Source organism: Desulfosarcina cetonica JCM 12296 (assembly GCF_001311845.1).
Taxonomy (GTDB): domain Bacteria; phylum Desulfobacterota; class Desulfobacteria; order Desulfobacterales; family Desulfosarcinaceae; genus Desulfosarcina; species Desulfosarcina cetonica.
Genome location: NZ_BBCC01000123.1, coordinates 1 through 19,175, shown reverse-complemented (window position 1 = coordinate 19,175; position 19,175 = coordinate 1). Strand labels below are relative to the sequence as shown.

22 protein-coding genes, 1 pseudogene and 1 CRISPR repeat array are annotated in these 19,175 nt (G+C 53.1%); of the genes and pseudogenes, 8 read left to right on the top strand and 15 right to left on the bottom strand.

Annotation, left to right across the window (positions count from 1 at the left end; genetic code table 11):
• Positions 1–37 precede the first annotated feature (37 nt).
• Positions 38–1,194: direct repeats of the CRISPR family, unit length 32 nt; unit sequence GTTTCAATCCACGCCCCTGCAGGAGGGGCGAC.
• Between the two features lie 185 nt (positions 1,195–1,379).
• The 3 genes from cas2 to cas4 are packed head-to-tail and all read right to left on the bottom strand — an operon-like array spanning position 1,380 to position 3,348.
• Positions 1,380–1,670, bottom strand: a complete 291-nt coding sequence (gene cas2 / locus JCM12296_RS22710) for a CRISPR-associated endonuclease Cas2 (RefSeq protein WP_054698352.1) — start codon at positions 1,668–1,670, stop codon at positions 1,380–1,382.
• A gap of 5 nt (positions 1,671–1,675) precedes the next feature.
• Complete coding sequence (cas1c, locus tag JCM12296_RS22705) at positions 1,676–2,707, bottom strand: type I-C CRISPR-associated endonuclease Cas1c (protein WP_054698350.1); 1,032 nt, start codon at positions 2,705–2,707, stop codon at positions 1,676–1,678.
• Positions 2,704–3,348, bottom strand: a complete 645-nt coding sequence (cas4, locus tag JCM12296_RS22700; protein ID WP_054698348.1) for a CRISPR-associated protein Cas4 — start codon at positions 3,346–3,348, stop codon at positions 2,704–2,706. Before cas4 ends, cas1c begins: the two co-directional genes overlap by 4 nt.
• Positions 3,349–3,393: 45 nt before the next feature.
• Here cas4 and JCM12296_RS22695 point away from each other — a divergent pair, with 45 nt between their 5' ends.
• Both JCM12296_RS22695 and JCM12296_RS22690 read left to right on the top strand, forming a co-directional pair.
• Positions 3,394–3,675, top strand: a complete 282-nt coding sequence (locus JCM12296_RS22695; protein ID WP_054698346.1) for a type II toxin-antitoxin system RelE/ParE family toxin — start codon at positions 3,394–3,396, stop codon at positions 3,673–3,675.
• A 9-nt stretch (positions 3,676–3,684) separates the two neighbouring features.
• Positions 3,685–3,984 carry a HigA family addiction module antitoxin gene (locus JCM12296_RS22690; protein WP_213182078.1) on the top strand — a complete coding sequence of 100 codons (300 nt, stop codon included), beginning with the start codon at positions 3,685–3,687 and terminating at the stop codon, positions 3,982–3,984.
• A 5-nt stretch (positions 3,985–3,989) separates the two neighbouring features.
• Here the strand turns inward: JCM12296_RS22690 and JCM12296_RS22685 are convergent, their stop codons facing one another.
• The 7 genes from JCM12296_RS22685 to JCM12296_RS38770 all read right to left on the bottom strand — a co-directional run bounded on the left by JCM12296_RS22685 (position 3,990) and on the right by JCM12296_RS38770 (position 11,089).
• Positions 3,990–4,799: a Fic family protein gene (locus tag JCM12296_RS22685; RefSeq protein ID WP_054698342.1), complete on the bottom strand. Its 810-nt coding sequence runs from the start codon at positions 4,797–4,799 to the stop codon at positions 3,990–3,992.
• A gap of 82 nt (positions 4,800–4,881) precedes the next feature.
• Positions 4,882–5,790, bottom strand: a complete 909-nt coding sequence (gene cas7c / locus JCM12296_RS22680) for a type I-C CRISPR-associated protein Cas7/Csd2 (protein ID WP_054698340.1) — start codon at positions 5,788–5,790, stop codon at positions 4,882–4,884.
• Complete coding sequence (cas8c, locus tag JCM12296_RS22675; RefSeq protein WP_054698338.1) at positions 5,783–7,681, bottom strand: type I-C CRISPR-associated protein Cas8c/Csd1; 1,899 nt, start codon at positions 7,679–7,681, stop codon at positions 5,783–5,785. The genes cas7c and cas8c overlap by 8 nt, the downstream gene beginning before the upstream one ends.
• Position 7,682: 1 nt before the next feature.
• Positions 7,683–8,417, bottom strand: coding sequence for a type I-C CRISPR-associated protein Cas5c (cas5c, locus tag JCM12296_RS22670; RefSeq protein ID WP_054698336.1), 735 nt, complete (start codon positions 8,415–8,417; stop codon positions 7,683–7,685).
• 54 nt (positions 8,418–8,471) lie between these two features.
• A complete protein-coding gene (locus JCM12296_RS22665) occupies positions 8,472–9,668 on the bottom strand; it encodes a CRISPR-associated helicase/endonuclease Cas3 (RefSeq protein WP_172684044.1) in 1,197 nt (398 codons plus the stop codon).
• Complete coding sequence (locus tag JCM12296_RS22660; RefSeq protein WP_172684043.1) at positions 9,665–10,738, bottom strand: CRISPR-associated endonuclease Cas3''; 1,074 nt, start codon at positions 10,736–10,738, stop codon at positions 9,665–9,667. Before JCM12296_RS22660 ends, JCM12296_RS22665 begins: the two co-directional genes overlap by 4 nt.
• Before the next feature lie 30 nt (positions 10,739–10,768).
• The gene (locus JCM12296_RS38770; protein WP_157067823.1) at positions 10,769–11,089 is read right to left on the bottom strand and encodes a hypothetical protein; all 321 of its coding nucleotides are present in this window, start codon (positions 11,087–11,089) and stop codon (positions 10,769–10,771) included.
• 265 nt (positions 11,090–11,354) lie between these two features.
• Here JCM12296_RS38770 and JCM12296_RS22655 point away from each other — a divergent pair, with 265 nt between their 5' ends.
• Complete coding sequence (locus JCM12296_RS22655) at positions 11,355–11,558, top strand: type II toxin-antitoxin system HicB family antitoxin (protein ID WP_218188235.1); 204 nt, start codon at positions 11,355–11,357, stop codon at positions 11,556–11,558.
• 33 nt (positions 11,559–11,591) lie between these two features.
• Complete coding sequence (locus JCM12296_RS22650; RefSeq protein WP_218188234.1) at positions 11,592–11,777, top strand: type II toxin-antitoxin system HicA family toxin; 186 nt, start codon at positions 11,592–11,594, stop codon at positions 11,775–11,777.
• 163 nt (positions 11,778–11,940) lie between these two features.
• On the opposite strand, the gene JCM12296_RS42375 is transcribed toward JCM12296_RS22650, so the two are convergent.
• Positions 11,941–12,480 (bottom strand): helix-turn-helix transcriptional regulator, encoded by a 540-nt coding sequence (locus tag JCM12296_RS42375; protein WP_218188233.1) that lies wholly within the window; start codon positions 12,478–12,480, stop codon positions 11,941–11,943.
• On the bottom strand, positions 12,477–12,914 hold the full coding sequence (locus tag JCM12296_RS42370) for a hypothetical protein (RefSeq protein WP_218188232.1): 438 nt from the start codon (positions 12,912–12,914) through the stop codon (positions 12,477–12,479). The genes JCM12296_RS42375 and JCM12296_RS42370 overlap by 4 nt, the downstream gene beginning before the upstream one ends.
• 627 nt (positions 12,915–13,541) lie before the next feature.
• Between JCM12296_RS42370 and JCM12296_RS22640 the strand changes: the two genes are divergently transcribed.
• Genes JCM12296_RS22640 through JCM12296_RS22635 form a run of 3 tightly spaced genes read left to right on the top strand, consistent with a single transcriptional unit; the run spans position 13,542 to position 15,720 of the window.
• Complete coding sequence (locus JCM12296_RS22640) at positions 13,542–14,990, top strand: hypothetical protein (protein WP_054698327.1); 1,449 nt, start codon at positions 13,542–13,544, stop codon at positions 14,988–14,990.
• 11 nt (positions 14,991–15,001) lie between these two features.
• Positions 15,002–15,205 carry a hypothetical protein gene (locus JCM12296_RS40150; protein ID WP_172684042.1) on the top strand — a complete coding sequence of 68 codons (204 nt, stop codon included), beginning with the start codon at positions 15,002–15,004 and terminating at the stop codon, positions 15,203–15,205.
• Entirely contained in the window at positions 15,169–15,720 is a 552-nt protein-coding gene (locus JCM12296_RS22635) for a hypothetical protein (RefSeq protein WP_172684041.1), read from the top strand. The genes JCM12296_RS40150 and JCM12296_RS22635 overlap by 37 nt, the downstream gene beginning before the upstream one ends.
• 238 nt (positions 15,721–15,958) lie before the next feature.
• On the opposite strand, the pseudogene JCM12296_RS22630 reads toward JCM12296_RS22635, so the two are convergent.
• Positions 15,959–17,208 (bottom strand): annotated as a pseudogene (locus JCM12296_RS22630) (acetyl-CoA C-acyltransferase).
• Between the two features lie 209 nt (positions 17,209–17,417).
• Positions 17,418–18,140 (bottom strand): flavodoxin family protein, encoded by a 723-nt coding sequence (locus JCM12296_RS22625; RefSeq protein WP_083456415.1) that lies wholly within the window; start codon positions 18,138–18,140, stop codon positions 17,418–17,420.
• A gap of 206 nt (positions 18,141–18,346) precedes the next feature.
• On the opposite strand from JCM12296_RS22625, the gene JCM12296_RS47980 reads away from it, so the two are divergent.
• The gene (locus JCM12296_RS47980) at positions 18,347–18,730 is read left to right on the top strand and encodes a sigma 54-interacting transcriptional regulator (protein ID WP_083456414.1); all 384 of its coding nucleotides are present in this window, start codon (positions 18,347–18,349) and stop codon (positions 18,728–18,730) included.
• Here JCM12296_RS47980 and JCM12296_RS22615 read toward each other — a convergent pair.
• A complete protein-coding gene (locus JCM12296_RS22615; protein WP_054698320.1) occupies positions 18,648–19,082 on the bottom strand; it encodes an iron-sulfur cluster assembly scaffold protein in 435 nt (144 codons plus the stop codon). The genes JCM12296_RS47980 and JCM12296_RS22615 overlap by 83 nt on opposite strands.
• Positions 19,083–19,175 lie beyond the last annotated feature (93 nt).

The window sequence follows — 19,175 nt, the reverse complement described above, 5'->3', positions numbered from 1 at the left end:
CTTCCCTTTAACGCATAAATACAAACATTTAAAATAAGTTTCAATCCACGCCCCTGCAGGAGGGGCGACTTGCGTCCAGGACGAAGGTCTTGACGGTGCCATGGTTTCAATCCACGCCCCTGCAGGAGGGGCGACTATCTTCTCAACTAACTGGTATAGCTAATAAATTGTTTCAATCCACGCCCCTGCAGGAGGGGCGACGGTATAGGGTTCACCATTACTCTTTTTTTTTCCAGTTTCAATCCACGCCCCTGCAGGAGGGGCGACGTGACCGTTCTGTTGATGGTTCTTCTGATTCTGAGTTTCAATCCACGCCCCTGCAGGAGGGGCGACGGTGTTAAGGGCTCTTCTCAGCACTGTTTCATTGTTTCAATCCACGCCCCTGCAGGAGGGGCGACAAAATCTTACCACGCTGTTAAAACACTTGTTAATGTTTCAATCCACGCCCCTGCAGGAGGGGCGACTGGACAAATTGTGTGAAGGATAAGGATCATTGTTGTTTCAATCCACGCCCCTGCAGGAGGGGCGACATGGTGTTAAGGGCTCTTCTCAGCACTGTTTCATCGTTTCAATCCACGCCCCTGCAGGAGGGGCGACTCGGTCGCAAAGCCCTTATGCGTTCAGAGAATTTAGTTTCAATCCACGCCCCTGCAGGAGGGGCGACTATATCGGCGATACCACCGTTTCCAAAACGCCATGTTTCAATCCACGCCCCTGCAGGAGGGGCGACCACCGTCTTCTGTCCTGGTAACGATAGGATGGCAGTTTCAATCCACGCCCCTGCAGGAGGGGCGACTTTTTCGGGATGTCAATTCTTACTGAAGAGGTTGGTGTTTCAATCCACGCCCCTGCAGGAGGGGCGACGTTGACTATACTATCATGGTCGCGCAACCAGACGGTTTCAATCCACGCCCCTGCAGGAGGGGCGACCGTTGGAATTGGCGATCACGCCTATACTTGAAAGTTTCAATCCACGCCCCTGCAGGAGGGGCGACTGGTCATGGGATAGAGGATTACGCCTGGTTCATTGTTTCAATCCACGCCCCTGCAGGAGGGGCGACCTCGGTGAAATTACATTAAATGCAAAAAAAGATTTGTTTCAATCCACGCCCCTGCAGGAGGGGCGACCCAGGAATCACCAACAAGCTGCCACGTTTGAAGGGTTTCAATCCACGCCCCTGCAGGAGGGGCGACCGTTCCTTCCTAACCTGCCGTTTTTATACGGTGGGAATGGGATTTATATGCGAAGCCCGAATTTCTCACCGATAAAGTTCTCATCCATGAATGCGCTCAATCCATAATATGTATGAAAACCAACAAGGTATCTCACCTTGCGAACCCGCCTGTAAAATCATGCGAACTTGGGGTTCGCAGACCGTTCAAACGATCAGCGGTCCTTCCTGATCAAAACTTTTTTCCAGGCCCACATGCTCCACCCGGTTTCGCCAATTGGCGCCAAGAAAATAAAACCGGAGGCTGTCGGTTTCGGCTTCGATCTGATCGATCAGTTTTTGTTTGAGAACGGTCCATTGGGCCGGGTCGACGATGCACTCGAAAACCGAATACTGGACCCGTTGGCCGTAATTTTTGCAGATCTTGGCTACCCGGCGCAAACGCCCCGGCCCTTCGTCTTCGACCGTCGACACATCGTAACTCACCAGAACCATCATGGCATCTACCTCCAGACAAATGGGGGATAAGCATCCAAGTCGCCCCGCAGATGACGGGCCAAAAGAAGGGCCTGGGTGCTGAACAGCAACCCCACGGTGACCTTCTCCTCCAGAAACGGATGAAAAATCTCATCCTGCTTGCGCTTCTGGTAGGTCACCAAAACGGTCTTGCGCAATTCATCGCCCATGGTCACGGCACCGGTCTCCTGGGTGGAGAAGTCTTTTTTAGAAGCCTGGCCACGGTTGATCAGCGAGAGGACCAGTCGATCCGCAATCACCGGCCGGAACTCCTCCATCATATCCAGGGCCAAACCGGGACGACCGGGCCGGTCGCGATGCAGATATCCCACGGCCGAGTCCAGTCCGACGGATTCAAGGGCCGAGCGCACGTCATGAAGCAGCAGCGTATACACAAACGACAGCATGCAGTTGACCGGATCGAGCGGCGGCCGACGGTTGCGACCATGGAATGAAAATCCGTTTTGCTTGGCAACAATGAGATGATCAAAGGCACCGAAATAGACACGCGCCGCGTCTCCCTCCATCCCCCTGAGCGAATCCAGCGGAACCTCCGATCCGACACTCTTGAGCAGTGCCGCAATGTGATCCGATGCAGCACTGATCTCGGTTGCATTCACCTTGTCCCCATGATCGCGAACCACACGCTGCAGCACCATCCGTGAATTGGCCAGTTTACCAATGAGAAGACTGTGGGCGATCTGCGCGGACGCCTCCAGGCTGTCCGCCCGTCGGTACTGCTCCCGACGCAGGAGAACATTGCCCGATACCGGTCCCTGGACCCTGGCTAGAAAACGGCCATGCTCGGTCAAAAAACTGATGGCCACGTCGCGATCCGCACAAAACCCCATCAGGTAGGGGCTGCAGAGCACACGTCCGAAACAGACGATCCCGTCAAGGGTGTGGATGGGCAGTTGGAGTTTCTTCTCCTGGTTTACGGAAACAACAACCGTCTCGCCTTCCTTGTTCAGATAGGCTCCCTGAGTGGTGACAAACAGGGTATTGAGGTGTTTCTTCATTTCCCCCCTCGGATCGAGTCAAGATATCGGCTCACGGATCGGCTGCCGTCCAACTTCTCCGGCAGGCAATAGGAGATAAATGAGCAGCTGGGACAACGTTTGTCGAAAACCGGCGGCGGGGTCCGTCGCGCATCGAAGAGCGCGTGCAGCCGCGTTGCCATCTGCTCGGTTTCCTGGCGTAACGCTTCACTGAATGAAATATCCTGCCGGCGTCGGGTCTTGCCATAAAAGAGCGCCCCGTCATCGATCCGAAAAGCAAGCATCTCTTCCAGGCAAAGCGCCTGGGCGCAAAGCTGGATCTTGTCGCAGTTGTCCTTCTTTGGTTTTCCCCGCTTGAATTCCACGGGAAACGGCTGCCAGATGGTCTTCCCCTCCGGTGTCTTTTGGCGATGGAATTCGACCACATCCGCTCGGCCAACCAATCCCAGGCGCAATGACCGCAACGGCAGACCAAAAGCAATACGAACATCCCGTCGCTTTTCACTTTTGCTCGTATCCACCCGCTCATGCAGGAGGCGCCCCTCGGCGGTGAAGCGGTTTTCCAGCCACACCTGCTCGATGTGAATCAGGGCGCACTGCCGTTCACAAAAGCAGATATGCTGGAGAGCGGATAGTGGCAGAAGGTCGGATTCAGAATACATAATAAACCTTGACGATAATATCTTAGTGGTTTACTATTCGTCACAATGATAAAATCGTTTAGATGTAAGGAAACCGAAAATGTTTTCCACGGCCGTTTTTCAAAGAAATTGCCCCAGGATATTCAGCGACTGGCCGCAAGAAAATTGACCATGCTTCATCATGCTGCATCCCTGGACGACTTGCGCATCCCGCCTGCCAATCGACTGGAAATGTTGAGCGGTGACCGAGCGGGCCAACACGCCATTCGCATCAACCAGCAATGGCGAATCTGTTTTAACTGGCACCAGGATGGTGTTCATGCAGTCGAAATCGTCGACTATCACTGAGGTATCACCATGAGAGATTTCCCCCCCATTCACCCCGGCGAGATTCTTCTTGAAGAATTCCTGAAGCCCATGGGTATCAGTCAATATCGTCTGGCCAAGGACATCAGCGTTCCAGCCATGCGCATTAGCAAGATCTGCAGTGGTAAAAGCGGTATCAGCGCCGACACGGCCCTGCGCCTGGCGCGCTATTTCGGTACCTCCGTCGAATTCTGGACCGGCATTCAGACCCATTACGACACCGAAATGGTAAAAATGAACCTTGGTGACCGACTTGAAAAAGAAGTCAAGGTTCTGGAGCATGTGGTGTAACCGCATTATTCCCGTCGCGATTGTTGTTTTTTTTGAGCCTCCTCAACCAGCTCAATCGATGCGTGCCATGACTGCCGGCAAAATTCGATAAAGGGTTCCAGTTTGTCCGACTGTGGCACCAAATTATCACTGGCCCGAATCTGTCCGACGGCATGGTGGTATTCCGACAGCGCATCGATATACGCCTTGCGCTGCTCCCTGGGGATGATGATCGGTGGTAGTCCCGCCTTAAGCACCGGAAAATTGGCCACCAGCCTGGCCAGCCGGCCATTGTCGTCGAAAAAGGGATGAATACGCACGAAAGCGATGTGCAGGTGAGCATAGGCATTCAGCGCCTGCTGCCAATCTCCCTGGACGATTGTCCGGCATTGCTCGGCAAACAACCGGAACCATTCCGCCATCAGGGCCGGCACATCAACGGGCGGGGCATAATCAAAAATAACCTGCTTGCCATTGACAACACCCACCGTGGAGTTGGGTTCCTTCTTCCACCCGCCAACCGGTTTGTAAACATCGACGACCACCTCCGTCTGCACGGCCCGGTGCAGGGCGAACAGATCCGCCTCGGCAAATGTCCGCCCCTGCTCCAGACACGCATAGACAAGATCGATGGCCCTGGCATGGCCGACGACTTCCTGGTGATCCTTGAGGGGTTTGCCGGCGATGGTCAATCCTTCTTCGATGACAAACGCGGTTTCCCCCAGCGTGAGTGTATTGCCTTCGATGGCCGTCGAGGTGTGGGTCCACAGGTTGCGGAGCTGGATTAAAAGGGCTTTTTTGAGGTCGTTGTCGAGGTTTTTCAGAAAGGTGAGCATTGTTCAACCTAACGTATTGGTATCAAAAGAGAAGCGTATGATTATATCAATTCTTCCAGTACAGCGTCTCCGGCGCATACAATCATTTGCAAAGCGCTTGCAACGCCTCGCCCTCCAATTGGCCAAGCTCTTGCAGTTCAAGATCTTTTAATTTATTTCTCAGTTCATCGGAATCGTATGTTCCATCTTTCTTTTTTTCTATAAGCTCTCGTAACGCTCCGTGAACCCTGGCCGAGGAATATTGCCCGCTGGGGCTGTTATGTTTCCACCAAAGGACTTTCACGATTTCCATACTCCCTTCAGGCCGTGCGGCGGAGACATCGTTGACAAAAAGCGTTTGCAATGCCGATTTGATTTTGTCGGCGTCTTCATCTGAAAAATCCGTTTTACTGGCAAGTTGCGTATTGATAGCGCCGTAGGTAACATAAATTCCTTTATCGACGCGATGTTTCATGCCCATGGTATCCGCACCTTTTTTATCTGGCTCTTTCTCGTCGGTTTCAAGGTTGACGCTCTTTGTGATTTGCAAACTATCGGGAATAATCGGCTCGATGCTGAATGCACTCTGAATGGTTACGGGACCCCGAATCCCGATGGAAACACTGCCGCTGTCCTCACCATCTTCTTCTGTTTTCTTTTTTGTCTTGGCCTTAAAAGCAAACACCTGACCAAATGCGCGGACATCGAACCATTTCTTGCACACGCTTTCTCTTGTTTTGTCTTTTGAGATTTTTGCAGCGGCAAAACGCGCGTTCAAAGAACGGTACTCATCAACTCGGTTATCGTCCGATTGGACAAAAATGGATTCGCCCATGTCCTGCAAGCGGTTGCGAATTTTGCGTTTAAGGCAAACATCCGAGATTTCGCCGTAACCGTCATAGGTCTGGCGGGGACGGTTGCCGTTGAGCGGGTCGCCATTGGGGTTGGCCCGCTTCACGGAAATAACCACCGCAAAATCAATTTTATTTGAGAGCGTTTTGGTATCAGTCATTGTTTTCCTCCGTTTCTGTGCCATCGGTTGATTGACGCGTGTTTGAGGTCTTCCCCGCAAGGGTGTCGATGTGATCTCGCTCGTGATAGTATCCGATTAGGTAGGAACCGTTCAGGGGGAAATCTTTTTCGTAGTCACCGGGTTCAAACCGATTCATCACTGCCTGGATTTCATTAAAGGCATAACTACCCTTCACGGTTTGGATATACGGATTAAGACAGCCATGGATCGTCTGCCATGTTCTGAACGGACGCTGGGCAAAGGCCTGCATATGCCGAATGGCCGCCGTGACAATGCGCCCTTTCTCTTTTTTGTATAGGGCGTATTCCTCCAGTTTATCCGCCGCGCCAAGCAAGCGGCCGTAAAGGTAATCCCTGTCTTTTCTGTCGGCTTCGATACTCAATTGGTAACCCTCCCCGTTGTGTTGTTGATAATACTTTCTGACCAATGCACAGGCCACGGATACGATTTGTGTAAAACCTCCACGCTCGAAGTTACCTTCTTGAGCAGTCCCCATTGGGTTGGATGCCCGCCGCACTGCCGCGTTTACATAATCAAGCGGGATCTTTTCGCCATCGAAAATACAGCGGAGCAACCGCTCCCTGGCCGCCTTTTTTATTTTCGTATAGCTTTCATCCTTCCCGCTACGAGGTTTGCCGTAAACCACCTCAATGATTTTATCCACCGATGGTGCACCAACATACCGAACATATTTTTTACTCTCTTTGTCCCAGAATTGTAGTTTCCATTTACAGCCGCTATGCCAATCGGATATTTTTTTAAGATATTCGCTTCGTTCCAACTCCCGGTAAAAGGTGATGGATAGCCGCCCTGTTGTAGCTGCATCCAACGCAAGTACTGCCGTTTTGGTATGGTGAGCCAAAACCTTTCTGTATTTGAGGCCGGCAAATGCTTGTTTCAGCGCATTTGCGTAATCGAAGCCAGTCTCGGCGCGAAGCGCAATTTGTGTATCGCTGTCGGTCTTTTTCTGCGATTCCTGCATCATGTCCCAAATACTTTTTGTGTCCTGTAAAGGAGGAGGCAATGTATTTTCCGTTGAATCGATTGTAAAAGATAAAATAACCTGCTCACCACAGTAATACCCTCGATCGTTGATGAGATACCGTAAAAACTGGTGGGCTTGTTGGGTGGTCTCATAGCCGATGGATAATGCCTGAGAAGAATTGCTGAACTTGCCACGAAAAGTATAGTTCTGATCGTCATTCGCGGATATCAATTTTGCATTACCTGACCTATTGCTTATTTTTTTGGGATGGAAGGTCGCGATGGCTTGTTCCTGGCCTGAAATATAGTCTAATGCAGTATCGGAAATTTTCGACGAACAGTATTTATGCCATCCATCAAAAACAGTTTCATCTTCCCACACCTTTGCCGGAGAATGATTGGGAATCTCAACTTGAAAAACAATGTTTGTTTTTTCAGCTGGTTTCATCCCTGTCAAATCGGCTGCAACGGTTCCTTTTGCAACGTATCGATAAATCGCTTTGACTTGCTCGGTGGCAAACTCCGACTCTGCAAACGCTTTAAGATTGGCAAGATATGATTCGAATTTTCGGCCTTTGCCTTTCAGGTATCCGAATTGGTCAAAGAGCGGATGCGGAAGATTCCAGGCCACCTTGCCGGCACGGCCCAGACTGTTTTCCGTAACCGGAATCGTGATGTTGACCAGCGGATTTCCAGAGTCATTCCGAGACATGTTTGATTGCTTTTCGATTTTATCGGCACGAAGGAATTTGCCGTTACCGTCAATGACAATAACGGCAATAAAATCTGTTTTATTGGAAATTGATGTGGTTGAAAGCGGATAGGTTGGTTTCAATTCCTCGGCATTTTGAACATAACTGTTGGCCAGATTCTGCCAAACGCCCATCTTAACTCTCCTGTAAAAGGTCAGTTAGGGTGACATCGTCTTCGATAAAAGAAACATTGCGGTTGTTTTCAAATTCTTTCGCAGTCATGTTGCGGACAACCCGCCTAAGTGAACAATCTCCTGGCAATGGAAACGCAATATAACCATTATCCATTTTTGCCCGCCACAAACGAACGGCAAGCTCGTTTTTTCCGGTTTCATCGGGGTAGTCGTATCCGTGAAACTGAATACCGAAATCAAGTTCACCGTATTGATCGTAAAAGCTTTCGCCTTCGCCGAAAACGCAAGGTTCCACATATCCCTGACATTCACGCGTTCCAAGAAAAATATCCCGTCGCCCGCCTTTCAGGACGCTACGTTTGGCAATGTTGTGATGTTTGTGCTCGTTCCGGTCTTCGGCAAGCTCTTTGCGATGTTCATTCCACTCAAAATGAGCCAGAACCTGATATTCCACATCCCGCAGATAGGTGTAATACGAAAGCTCATTTTTTCCGTCGTTCATTTTTATTGGCTTGATTCCCTTTGATTCGGTCTGAATTTTTTTCATTATTCGCACCGCATCGATAAACCAGATAAACGTCGGTTTCCAGTAAATGCTTTCAGTAATACCCTTTAGCGCCTGATAAGTTGGCACCTGATAGGAGAATTTCTCGCCGCCTACGCGCGTGACAGGATCGGCAAACAGCGCGTACCGTCCCGTGAGTTTAAATTCCACTGAATTGCGTTTTTTTCCCATACTGCACCTCTCATTATGAAACACACCGCCTGTTACCTGCCAGTTTGCGCTTTTTTATACACAATGAAATGAAAATTTTGGTTCAAGCAATAGTCCCAATTTTTCTGGATCATAATAATCCGGGCTCAACAGATAAAATGTGGCGTCCACCACACAAAGTGCTGGTTCCAGCTTTTTTAGAATATATGGATAAACGGAAACCGAATATTGCTGCAACCGATGCAAAATACGCATTTTCTCCCTCGGATCGTGACAGCGTTGAAATTCTCCCACAAGTTGCATCGCATTACCATAAGGGACCACAATTCCGGTCTGCCCGCCGTCAATCACGGAAAACGCCTGTGCTGCTGTTCGAAAAGCACAGGGCAACCCTTTGTAGGTTTCTTTGTTGCGGTCCCGATAGGTAACTGTATCCAATGCGTTGTTGCTCAGCAAACTGTAAACCGTTGCCTTATCCCCCTTGATACGGTAATCCATTTTATCTTTCTGCTCGTAAAAATAGTACTTATAAAACTGGCTGATCACCTCATCGCTCAGCAAATCTTGGCCCCGTTTTTCATGAAGCACCCTCGCCGTTACCGCTTTGCCATCTTTAATTTCCGGCAGATGTGAGAGGTTTTCACCCTGAACATCGACGACAAATACCACCTGTGGTACCGAATTTTCCTTGTTGCGATTGCAGCGGCCGGCTGCCTGAATAATGCTGTCCATGCCGGCTTCTGCCCGAATTACACAATCAAACGAAACATCCACGCCCGCCTCAATGAGTTGAGTGCTGATGCACAGCGTCAGCCGTTTGGTTTTGGGATGTAAATTTTCCCGTAATCGCGCAAGAATGCTTAAACGATGGGCCGGGCAAAGATCGGTTGTCAGAAACGCTTTTTCACATTCCATCGATTTGCAGTGTTCATACACGTTACGGGCATCAGATTTGGTATTCAGAATGACAAGCGTGCTTTTTCCCTGTTCAATTTGGCGATTTGCCAGTGCAGCAATTTGCTCGTGATCCATTGCCGGTTGAGTTTTATTTTCAATGCGAACCCGCTCAAAAATTTCCGATTCCTGCGGTGTGATGCTGACGACATCCGGTTTGTCGGACAACAGTACTGGGCGCTCCGTCTTGTTAAGATGAGGCTGCGTGGCAGTGCAAAGCAGGATGGTTGATTTACCGAAGGTTTTCAAAAAATTGATCGCATCGTTGAACAGATGAACGCATTTTATCGGCAGCGCCTGGATTTCGTCAAAAATCAAAACTGCCTCCGACATATTGTGGAATTTACGGATCTTGAAGCCTTATTGCTGTAAATCGTTTCCAGAAACTGCACCATCGTCGTTAAAATGATAGGGCTATCCCAACGGGAAGTCAGCAAACGGTGCTCTTCCGCGTCATCGTCCGATTCTGGCAATTCGATGTTGGAATGATGCTCCAAAATCAAATCGCCGTTGTCATCTGTAAAAATCTCGTGCATTTTGGCGGCGGTTTGATCGAGAATCGATAGGTATGGAATGACGTAAATGATGCGTCTCAAGCTGTGCCGTTTGGCATGTTCCAAAGCGAATCGCAAACCGGATAGGGTCTTTCCACCGCCGGTCGGAACGGATAATGTGAAAGCCCCCTGCTGTTGATTGGCTGCCTGTTGGCATTGCTCCGAAATTCGTTTGCGGGTTTTATCGATGGCCTTCTCATCAGAAAAGGAAGCCAGATGGTTTTCAAGCAGTTGGGTCAGCTGAGCCCAGTCGGGTATTGCATCGTTGACGCTCATCATAGCACTGTCGCATCGATCCGCATCCACAACGCAGGAATAAATCGATTTCGTCAAAAGATGCAGCATAAAAGGCAGATTCAATTGCTTATCTTGGCTTTTTTGGCAAAAAGCGAAAATTTCGTTTTCAAGTCCTTTTTCATCGACGGCAGGGCTGAATGCTTTTACAGCTTCGGCATAATGAAGCACATCCTCGTCCTTATCGGTTTTGATGGATAGGGTCCTTTCCCCATCCGAGATGCAATCGAACAACCCACCGTGATGGGTAGCGATAATGTTGCCGATGATATCCGCGATTACAGGATCTTTTATTTTTTCTGCCGCAAACTTCGCGCCCTGCAACGCATGGATAACTTCACCGCGCGTTACGGTTTCGCCCCTCAGACTCCGTTTCAAATAGTCTTGAAACGCCATTGTGTATTTTCCTAAATCATGTAAAAGACCAGCGATATGAGCTGTTCTTTCGCAATCAATAGCTCTTCCAAAAGAGCTTGCAAGTCCCGCCACATTTGTTATGTGGTCAGAAAGCTTTTGACCTTCGCGAGCCTCGTAAATCATATTCATTAACCCCTTTAACAGGTATGTCTCTCATCCCCCCACGAAGTCGTCGAACTGGTCATCAATAAATAGGCCAACCTTCTGAGAACCTGTTGTAAACATCTCGGTTTGACCCAGAAGGAGGTTACCCAACGCGCCTGCATCACCCAGTGATGCGTTGTCCCAGATGTAACGAACAGCCAGCAACAATCGCACAATCGCACGGCCATCCTGGAAAAAATAGCCAGAGCTCTCTATCCAGGGCTCTGGGGATCGAAACCAACCAGTTGGTAGATTAACACGTTCGGTTGACGATCTGTCTTGCGCTGCACATTCTGGGACCCGGCAACGTTGATTCACTGTCGCGGTCAAGGACCGCTCCTACAAAAACACCTGATCCCCACCAACTACGGGATACCACACGTGGTAGGACAAAACATGACCGAGGTCTGAAAAAAATATTGGATTAGTTTTCTATTGGTTGATTGGTTTCATTGGTTCGATGGGTTGGCCCACTCCTTGAGAGGGTTCTCCAACCAACCCAACCGATCGAACGAACCATCTGTTCTCCCTTGAAACTATAGACCAGTAACATTAGGATCTAAGTACCAATTCATTCGACTCTCTGGAGCATGGAATGCAAATGAAATACAAAGTCGTGTTAAATAAAACGGATGAGGGATACAGTGTTCATTGCCCGGGATTACCCGGATGCTGGTCTCAGGGCGAAACCGAGGCCGAAGCCATCGAAAACATAAAAGATGCGGTTACAGAATACCTCGCTGCCCTGTACGAATCCATCAAAAACGCGGATATACGCGAAATTGATGTGGCCATCTGAACATGCCTAAAGTTCCTGGCATCCCCCATTTACATGCCATCAGAGCCTTGGAAAAAGCAGGCTTTGCTGTTTGTACGCCAAGGGAAAAAACACATCGTTATGTCCAATGGACAACGTTTCCTTACCGTTCCACGCAACAATCCCATCAATGCATTCACCATGGGTGGTATTGTCAAAGACGCCGGTTTGACGGTCACTGAATTTCGCAAACTGCTCTAAAGGATCACGACACTTTCTCGATATCGAACGCCTACCGCCAAAATCTGTTGGTTCGGTTTGTTTTCGCCTTGCTCCCATTCTCCGCGTGGGAGCACAAATACGGTCTTTCAACCAATCAAACGAACCAAACCAACTAACAGCCCTCCCCCTCGCCTATAGCCTATCAGCTATCAGCGCTCATACTTCTCCTCCATCCTCCCAATTTCCTCAACAATCTCCCGTCGCAAATCCTCCGGCGCAACCACCTCCACGTCGCGCCGAACTGCAGGATTTTCATCTTGATCTCACGGAAATCGGCCACGGGCAGGCGCAGTTCCAGGCCGCCATCGTCCAGTGGAATGATCCGCTGGTCCGGGTGCCAGCACTGCTCCCGGATCCAGCCGGCACGAAACGGGGTGAAGTGCAGAACCACGTCGATGGTCCTTTCTCCCTGAAAAATGCCGAAGGCCCCTTCAACGCAATGTTTCCACTGATCCGCCGGCCGCGGCGTGAAGGTTTCATCCGTGAGATGCAAGCCTTCCATGCGCGACAGGTAGAACTTGCGCCACCCGCCGCGCAGCAGGCAGCGGGCGGTAAGCACCCAGGAGGCCATGTAGTACTGGAGATGATGGGGCTCAACGGTGCGTGTGATGGGCTGGTCGGCGACCGGTGAACGGTAGTCGAAACGCAACCGTCGCGATGCAATAAGGCTGTGGGAAATCAATTGGAAGGTATCGGCGCTGACCGGGGCATGGCCGGTCCAGGTGGCGGAGAAAATCCGGTCGATATCGTCTGGCGCCAGCCTGATCCACCCGCTTCGGTGATCAGCTTGCGGCTGAAGCGCTCGATGTCCCGGCTGATGAACCCGCCCGATGTGGATGAGAGCAGTCGCCTGGCCAGCAGCAGGGACAAGATCTCTTCCTGGCCGATCTGAAAGTGTGGCAGTTCAAAGGAGTCGTCGAGGTAATGATACCCTCTTTTCGAAGGGTGATATTCCAGCGGCGCGCCAAACCGGTCACGCATGGCATTGATGCAGCGCTGGGCGGTTTTGGGTGAGAGTTCGAAACGCTCGGCCAGTACCCGCGCATTGGGATAGCGCTTCCGGCGGGCCTGGTCGTCGAACCAGAAAATTCTCTCCAGCGTGGCAATGGTTCCCATGGCAGATTCCTTTTGGCCGCTTCAAACGACAAGCCGATGCTGCGAAACCGATTTACCTAACGGGGTTGAGAAAAAGATGGAACGGATGGAACCAATATTTATTAGCCAATGCTTGAAACAAGATCAAGAAGACAAATACCATTTCCAACAAGCTTCAGCCGTGACACAGATCACAGACAACGCCTAAGTAATCGGCGATGCTGGGTATCATTCACCCTGTTCATTGCCCTTGGCGCCCCGCTTTCGTTGTACCGTTCGCCAGTACGATTCAATTCTCCCGTGAATTCCGCTGATGCTCACCCGAGGATGCCGACCGTTCTTATAGGAAGCCGTTGCGATAAACGCGACGTCCAGCATCCGTTGAAGCGAATAACCGCATGGTCTGTTGCGTCGTCGACACGAAATATTGGGCACCGGGTGTTTTTTAATAGAAGTAAGGTTGCCGGAAATAAATAATTCCCCCAGATCGCGCCGGATTTGGGGCCGTCTACAAGGCGCCGCTACCGGTGCATATCGGGAATATGTGCCGGTGGCGGCAACGCGGTAGACGGGCACAAAGACAAGCAGGATGGCGGAATTATTTATTTCCGGCAACCTGATATCCACGTCGGTCGGTGATGCTTCGGGATGTATCGCCGCGGACCGACGTCCCCCCTCCCCCAAAATCCCGAAGGAGGCTGTGATGAAGCAACTGAAATCCAAAAAACCGGTAAACCGGGCAGGTCTATTTCGTGTCGTCGGCACCATCAAAACCGCCGATCAGGCCGCGCTGCCGGCCGCGTCGAGCTGTCCGCCTACGCCTTTGATATCCGCGGTCAGCTTCTCGGCCATGGTCCCGTCGACGCCAAGGGCGGTTATGCCATCACGCTGAAGCTGTCGCGCCCGTCGGACGTGCAGGTCGTCGTCGGCCCCACGGCGGATCCGCAGATGGCGAGGCGATCCAATGGGGCGGCGCTGAAATTCAGCGCCCGGCAATGGAAGGAAAAAGACAAAGGGTTTTATCTGCAAGCGGATTTGACCCTGACGTCGGACATCCTCCAAACGCTGTTTCCCTGGCGCATCTGTATTTCCGGGCATGTGCGCAAACGCCTGTCGGAGGAAAGCGACAGCGCCTGTCCGGTTCCGTTCGTCAAGGTGGAGATTTACGATGTCGACCGCGAGTGGTGCCTGTGGCCGCTGATCAAAAAGTGGTGGTGGCATCTTCTGGACCGGCGGGTCTTCGAGATTCCCGAACTGCTCAAGGATCCCCCATTTCCTCCGGACCCGTTTCCCGGTCCGGATCCTGTCGGTCCTGTTTTTGAAAAGGAGATGGCAGCCGTGGTGCGGCAGACCGCTTTCGGCATGAGCTCGATACCAGAGCCCCCGCAAACCGTTGCCATGCTCGGCCCGCAGCCGGAGCCGCCGGATCAACCCCAGCTCGCGAAAACGCTGACGGTGGCCCAGGCGGCGTTCGAACGCGTGGGCGAGTTCCGCACGCTCGATGCAACCCTGGCCTCCCGCCTGGACCATCTGACCCTGACGGCCAAGCTGCCGCCATGGATTCTGCTGCCCCACTGCTTCTACAGCCGGGAACTGATCTGCGACACCATGACGGATGAAACCGGCTATTTCCGGTGCTGCTTCAACTGGTGGCCGATGCACTTCAGACGTGGACGGCTGCGCTTCGACCGGCGGCCCGACATCATTTTCAAGATCACCCAGGTGATCGATGGGGTGGAGACGGTTCTCTACCTGGATCCATACAGCAGCACCCGCTGGAACACGACCACCGCGCATATCGATCTGTGGATCGACGATGAGGAAATTGAATGCGGCAGCGGGGAGTCCCAGGAACGCCCGGCGGGCGCGCAGGCCTTCATCACCCGTATCGGCGACACCGAGGTCTACAAAATCAACCAGACCGACGGGCTCTTTGCCCAGGCGCCCATCAGCAATCTGCCTTCGGCGGCAGTCTGTTCATCCATGGTCAGTTCGGTGATGATATCAGTGACGGTTCCCCCATACGCTACTACCGGCTTTCCCAGGCCAAACAGGGTAGCCCGGATGACGATTTCGTCCCCCTTACCACCCCGCTGAGCGATACGCGGGTGAACAAGGCGACCAACGTCAGCGAAAGCCATGCCCTGGGGCCGATGCCGGTCAACGGCGAACCGGCCCTGTTCGAAGTCCGCAACTTCGACGATTATCTGTGGTATCATCCGGACCGGCTGGGGACCTGGTATTCCTGGCGGACGAACCCGACACGGGCAAATACGTGTTGCGACTCGAAGTGTTCGACGAAAATGGGGTGAAGCTGGGGTCCACGGATATCGACTATCGCGACGGCACCGTCCCGCCGGGCGGCGTCCTGCCGGCCATGGCGGATCGATGCGATGTGGTGGTCACCCTGGACAACCGGGCGCCGACCGTCGATTTCGATATCCCGGCGGTGATCAATCCGTGCGGCGTAATCCCATGGGAGGCCATTCCGCCCCTTGATATCGACATCCATGTTGCTCAGGAAAACGGCCGACTGCGCCGCTGGGGGCTGCAATACACCAAGGGGACGGTCGCCACCGTCCACGGCCTCGACGGCGGCGGATCCTTCAACGGCACCCCGGCAAGCGTCACGAAAACGGTTTCCGGCGCCCCCATGCTCACCGGTTTGACCAGCACCTGCGCCTTCGCCCTGAAACTGTGGGCCCGCTCCCACATCACGGACGGGCGGATTACCGGTACCGGCGGTCTTCCGCGGACCATTTACTACCGTGAAGTCATCAAAGCCGTTGCCATCGAAAAATGCGATCCCTGTCCACCCTGCGAGTAGGCGTTTAGGGGCGAATCAGTGGTTTCGGTAGGACGGAAAGCGATCGGGCCCAGCCGGGCCATCCGGTGGATGGATGGCCCGGCTGGCAAGTCACAAACAGCGCTGAACGGCCGGGATCGGAGGATGAAGACGATCCCGGCACGGGTGTGGTTTGGGCTTGATTTCTTGCGCGCCGCCGCTACTTGATTTTTCCCAGAATGGTACCGGCGGATGTATCAGAGGCTTTTTGAAAAGCCGCTCAGATCATTTCCAGCGCACACGCCATGGAAACCCCGCCCCCGCCGCACAGGGTCGCCAGGCCAAGGGTGTTGCCACGTTTTTTCATGGCGTGCAGCAAGGTGACCATGATCCGGCAGCCGGTGGCCCCCACCGGATGGCCGAGACCGATGCCCGATCCGTTGACGTTGGTGATCTCGCGGTTCAGCCCCAGTTCCCGCTCGCAGCCGATGTATTGGGCGGCAAAGGCTTCATTGACTTCAAGCAGTTCGAAGTCGGCGATCTTCAGTCCGCTGCGCTGCATCAGGTTATTCACCGCCGGCACCGGTGAAAGTCCCATCAGGCCGGATGACAGGCGCCCCGGCCGATGGCGCGGATGCGTGCGATGGGCGCAAGCCCCAGTTCGGCAGCCTTTTCAGCCGACATGATCAGCATGGCGGCGGCACCGTCGTTGATGCCGGAGGCATTGCCGGCGGTCACCAAGCCGGTCTTGGGCACGAAGGCCGGCGGCAGTTTTTCGAGCTGCTCCATGGTCAATCCGGGACGGAAGTGCTCATCGCGACTGAACATGAGCGGCTCTTGCTTCCGTCGCGGGACCGACACGGGAACGATCTCCTCGGCAAAGGATCCGTCATTGGTGGCCCGCTCGGCGCTGTTCTGGCTGCGCAGGGCCACTTCGTCCATCTCCTTGCGGGTAATGCCCAATTTCTGGGCGATGAACTCGGCTGTTTGCCCCATGATATAGGGTTTGCCGAGAGAATAGCTGGCCGGCGCGCTGGTGGTATCAAAGGGGGCATGCTTGTCCAGGGGCAGAATATAAGATCCGCAGTGCAGGGCGTGGATCATGGCATCCACGAACACCTGATCCTGCAGCCGCGCGCCCCAACGGGCACTGGGCACGGTGAAAGGCACCCCGGACATGTGCTCGACACCGCCGGCCAGGATCACGTCGGCCATTTCAGCCTGAATCATGGCCATGCCGGAAATCACCGCCTCCATGCCGGAAATGCACACCCGGTTGAGCGTGACGGCCGTGATCGTATCGGGAATACCGGCCAACAGGGCGGCCACCCGGGTAGTGTTGAGCGTATCGTGGTGCTCCAGGCAGCAGCCGAAACGCACATCGTCGATGATGGCCGGATCGACGCCTGCCCGTTGGATGGCTTCCTTCATCACGATGCTGGCCAGGGTGGCGCCGTTGAGGGTTTTCAGGGTTCCGCCAAACGCACCGATGGCGGTTCGGCAGGCACTGACGATAACGACATCTTTCATGGGGCTCTCCGTTGTTGTTTTTGGGGAAAGGTTACGTGGGCGGTGAAACGAATGAACATTCATATTTCTCCCATATCCGCAATGCGATGGAAAACGGTTTGATCATGGGAACGGTGTAGGTGTGCAGTTTTTTAGCGGCCATCTTCTGAACCAGCAGCCCCTTTTTATCGGACCTGGAGAAACCGCCGATTTTTGGCGCTATGGCCCGTTCATTCTTCCTCTCGCGCGTTCTCGCTACGCCTCTTTTTGGGTGGTTTTATCCACGCCCCTTCATGCTGATAGGTCGCGGCGATGCTGGAAAGCGCATCCTTGTGCTGGCGGAATTTGTCCTTCATTCCTTTCAGCCACGCGCTATGGTCGAGGACATTGGCCTTGGTGAGAAAAAGGTCATGATCGCTCTTTTCGATCATGAATTGAATTTTTCCGCCCTCCATACGCATGCGGCCGCTGTTGCTGCACAGCATGCAGCGCACCTGGGTCTCATCGATGAACCGGAATGTGTCCCCTCCGCAAAGCGGACAATGAGGGCCGTCTTTTGGCGATGTTGCGGAAAAAAGCGCCCGTCCCAATTCCCTGGCCACGGCCTCGTTTTCCGCATTCATGAAAACTTCTCCCGGGAGCGCGCCGTAAACGACGACGCTTTTCTTCATATCGGTCAGGGTGAGTTTCAGGAACCGTTGCACATCCAAGAGGGCCTGGCCTTCCTTACCAATGATGCCGGCAATGGCGACGCCCACGGACGGCTTGCCCCACAAGCCATCGATATGGTGGTGCAACCCGATACCGCGGTCCAGGACCATTTTCAACAGCCCGTTGGCCCCCAGAAAATAGGTTGGCGCGGCAACGATCACGGCATCGGCGGTCCGCAAGGCGTCCACCAGCAGCGGGTAGTCGTCCTTGAGCCACATTCCTTGAAAAGGCAGCGGTAGCATCCACGACACGGCTGGATGTCGAAATCCGACAAGCGCAGCAGGCGAAGCTGATGTGCTTGATCCACATGGCGGCTCACCGCCTTGACCATCATCTCACAGTTGCCCATTTTGCGGGGTGAAGCGATAATGCCAGAAGGGTTTTCATCGATACGCGTCCTCTTTGTAGGAGTCAAAAATTACATGCGGTATGTTAAGGCATCTATCCCATGGACGAAAGCGAATTCTTCCGCGAAGCCGCCTTGCGCATCTGTGGCAGCCGCCGAAGATGCAGGTACGCCTTTAGGTTGCCGGAAAAGGAGATCGAACGCGTGGGCGGGGTGGAGACCGTCCCCGTGGGTATCCAGGTGATCGCGGCGACCCACCGGGACCTGGAATGGATGGTTGCCGACGGCAGTTGCCACGAGGATCGCTGCTGCCGCCTGCCGGTCTTTCCGAAAAAACGAAAAGCCACCACCGGGACAAGCCGGTGGCGGCTCAGACAAATATTGTTCAACCGCGCAGCGCCAATCAGGCCGATTGTCTCAATTGGTAGGCGTCCAATGCCTTCTGCAGGGTTTTCACGGCCAGTTGGATGCAATGATGTTTTTTAACGGGAATTTCTTCGAGCACCTGGAAAACGGTGCCGTCATTGATCGAACGGGCATAATCCAGATCCTTGCCCTTGATCAGATCGACCACCGCCATGGCGGCGGAGATGGCGCCGGCACACCCCATGACCTGGTATTTGGCATCGCTGACCAGGCCATTTTCCATTTTGATGGTAATCCCCATGGTATCGCCGCAGCTCCCGGTCATTTCCGAAGCGATATCCGCATCGGGAATCTGGCCCATGTGCGGTTTACTGATATAGTAGTCGATGGCTTTTTTAGAGTAGCCGGATGCCGTGAGCATCTCCCGGACGCCCCGGGTGTCGGTTGGTGCAGCGGTCTGGATCTGAGTCATGTCCCGTTCCTTCGTAATCCTTTGGTTTTCAATGAAAGGAAGACGAATAAACCTTTCTGCCACCAGTGTCAAGATCCGGCGGGCAAATTCTCA

What these genes read in the sequence shown, in the direction of transcription:
- cas2 (WP_054698352.1), bottom strand. Translation starts at nt 1,670, where the DNA reads ATGATGGTTCTGGTGAGTTACGATGTGTCGACGGTCGAAGACGAAGGG.
- cas1c (WP_054698350.1), bottom strand. Translation starts at nt 2,707, where the DNA reads ATGAAGAAACACCTCAATACCCTGTTTGTCACCACTCAGGGAGCCTAT.
- cas4 (WP_054698348.1), bottom strand. Translation starts at nt 3,348, where the DNA reads ATGTATTCTGAATCCGACCTTCTGCCACTATCCGCTCTCCAGCATATC.
- JCM12296_RS22695 (WP_054698346.1), top strand. Translation starts at nt 3,394, where the DNA reads ATGATAAAATCGTTTAGATGTAAGGAAACCGAAAATGTTTTCCACGGC.
- JCM12296_RS22690 (WP_213182078.1), top strand. Translation starts at nt 3,685, where the DNA reads ATGAGAGATTTCCCCCCCATTCACCCCGGCGAGATTCTTCTTGAAGAA.
- JCM12296_RS22685 (WP_054698342.1), bottom strand. Translation starts at nt 4,799, where the DNA reads ATGCTCACCTTTCTGAAAAACCTCGACAACGACCTCAAAAAAGCCCTT.
- cas7c (WP_054698340.1), bottom strand. Translation starts at nt 5,790, where the DNA reads ATGACTGATACCAAAACGCTCTCAAATAAAATTGATTTTGCGGTGGTT.
- cas8c (WP_054698338.1), bottom strand. Translation starts at nt 7,681, where the DNA reads ATGGGCGTTTGGCAGAATCTGGCCAACAGTTATGTTCAAAATGCCGAG.
- cas5c (WP_054698336.1), bottom strand. Translation starts at nt 8,417, where the DNA reads ATGGGAAAAAAACGCAATTCAGTGGAATTTAAACTCACGGGACGGTAC.
- JCM12296_RS22660 (WP_172684043.1), bottom strand. Translation starts at nt 10,738, where the DNA reads ATGATTTACGAGGCTCGCGAAGGTCAAAAGCTTTCTGACCACATAACA.
- JCM12296_RS22655 (WP_218188235.1), top strand. Translation starts at nt 11,355, where the DNA reads ATGCAAATGAAATACAAAGTCGTGTTAAATAAAACGGATGAGGGATAC.
- JCM12296_RS22650 (WP_218188234.1), top strand. Translation starts at nt 11,592, where the DNA reads ATGCCATCAGAGCCTTGGAAAAAGCAGGCTTTGCTGTTTGTACGCCAA.
- JCM12296_RS42370 (WP_218188232.1), bottom strand. Translation starts at nt 12,914, where the DNA reads ATGGGAACCATTGCCACGCTGGAGAGAATTTTCTGGTTCGACGACCAG.
- JCM12296_RS22640 (WP_054698327.1), top strand. Translation starts at nt 13,542, where the DNA reads ATGTATCGCCGCGGACCGACGTCCCCCCTCCCCCAAAATCCCGAAGGA.
- JCM12296_RS22625 (WP_083456415.1), bottom strand. Translation starts at nt 18,140, where the DNA reads ATGCTACCGCTGCCTTTTCAAGGAATGTGGCTCAAGGACGACTACCCG.
- JCM12296_RS47980 (WP_083456414.1), top strand. Translation starts at nt 18,347, where the DNA reads ATGGACGAAAGCGAATTCTTCCGCGAAGCCGCCTTGCGCATCTGTGGC.
- JCM12296_RS22615 (WP_054698320.1), bottom strand. Translation starts at nt 19,082, where the DNA reads ATGACTCAGATCCAGACCGCTGCACCAACCGACACCCGGGGCGTCCGG.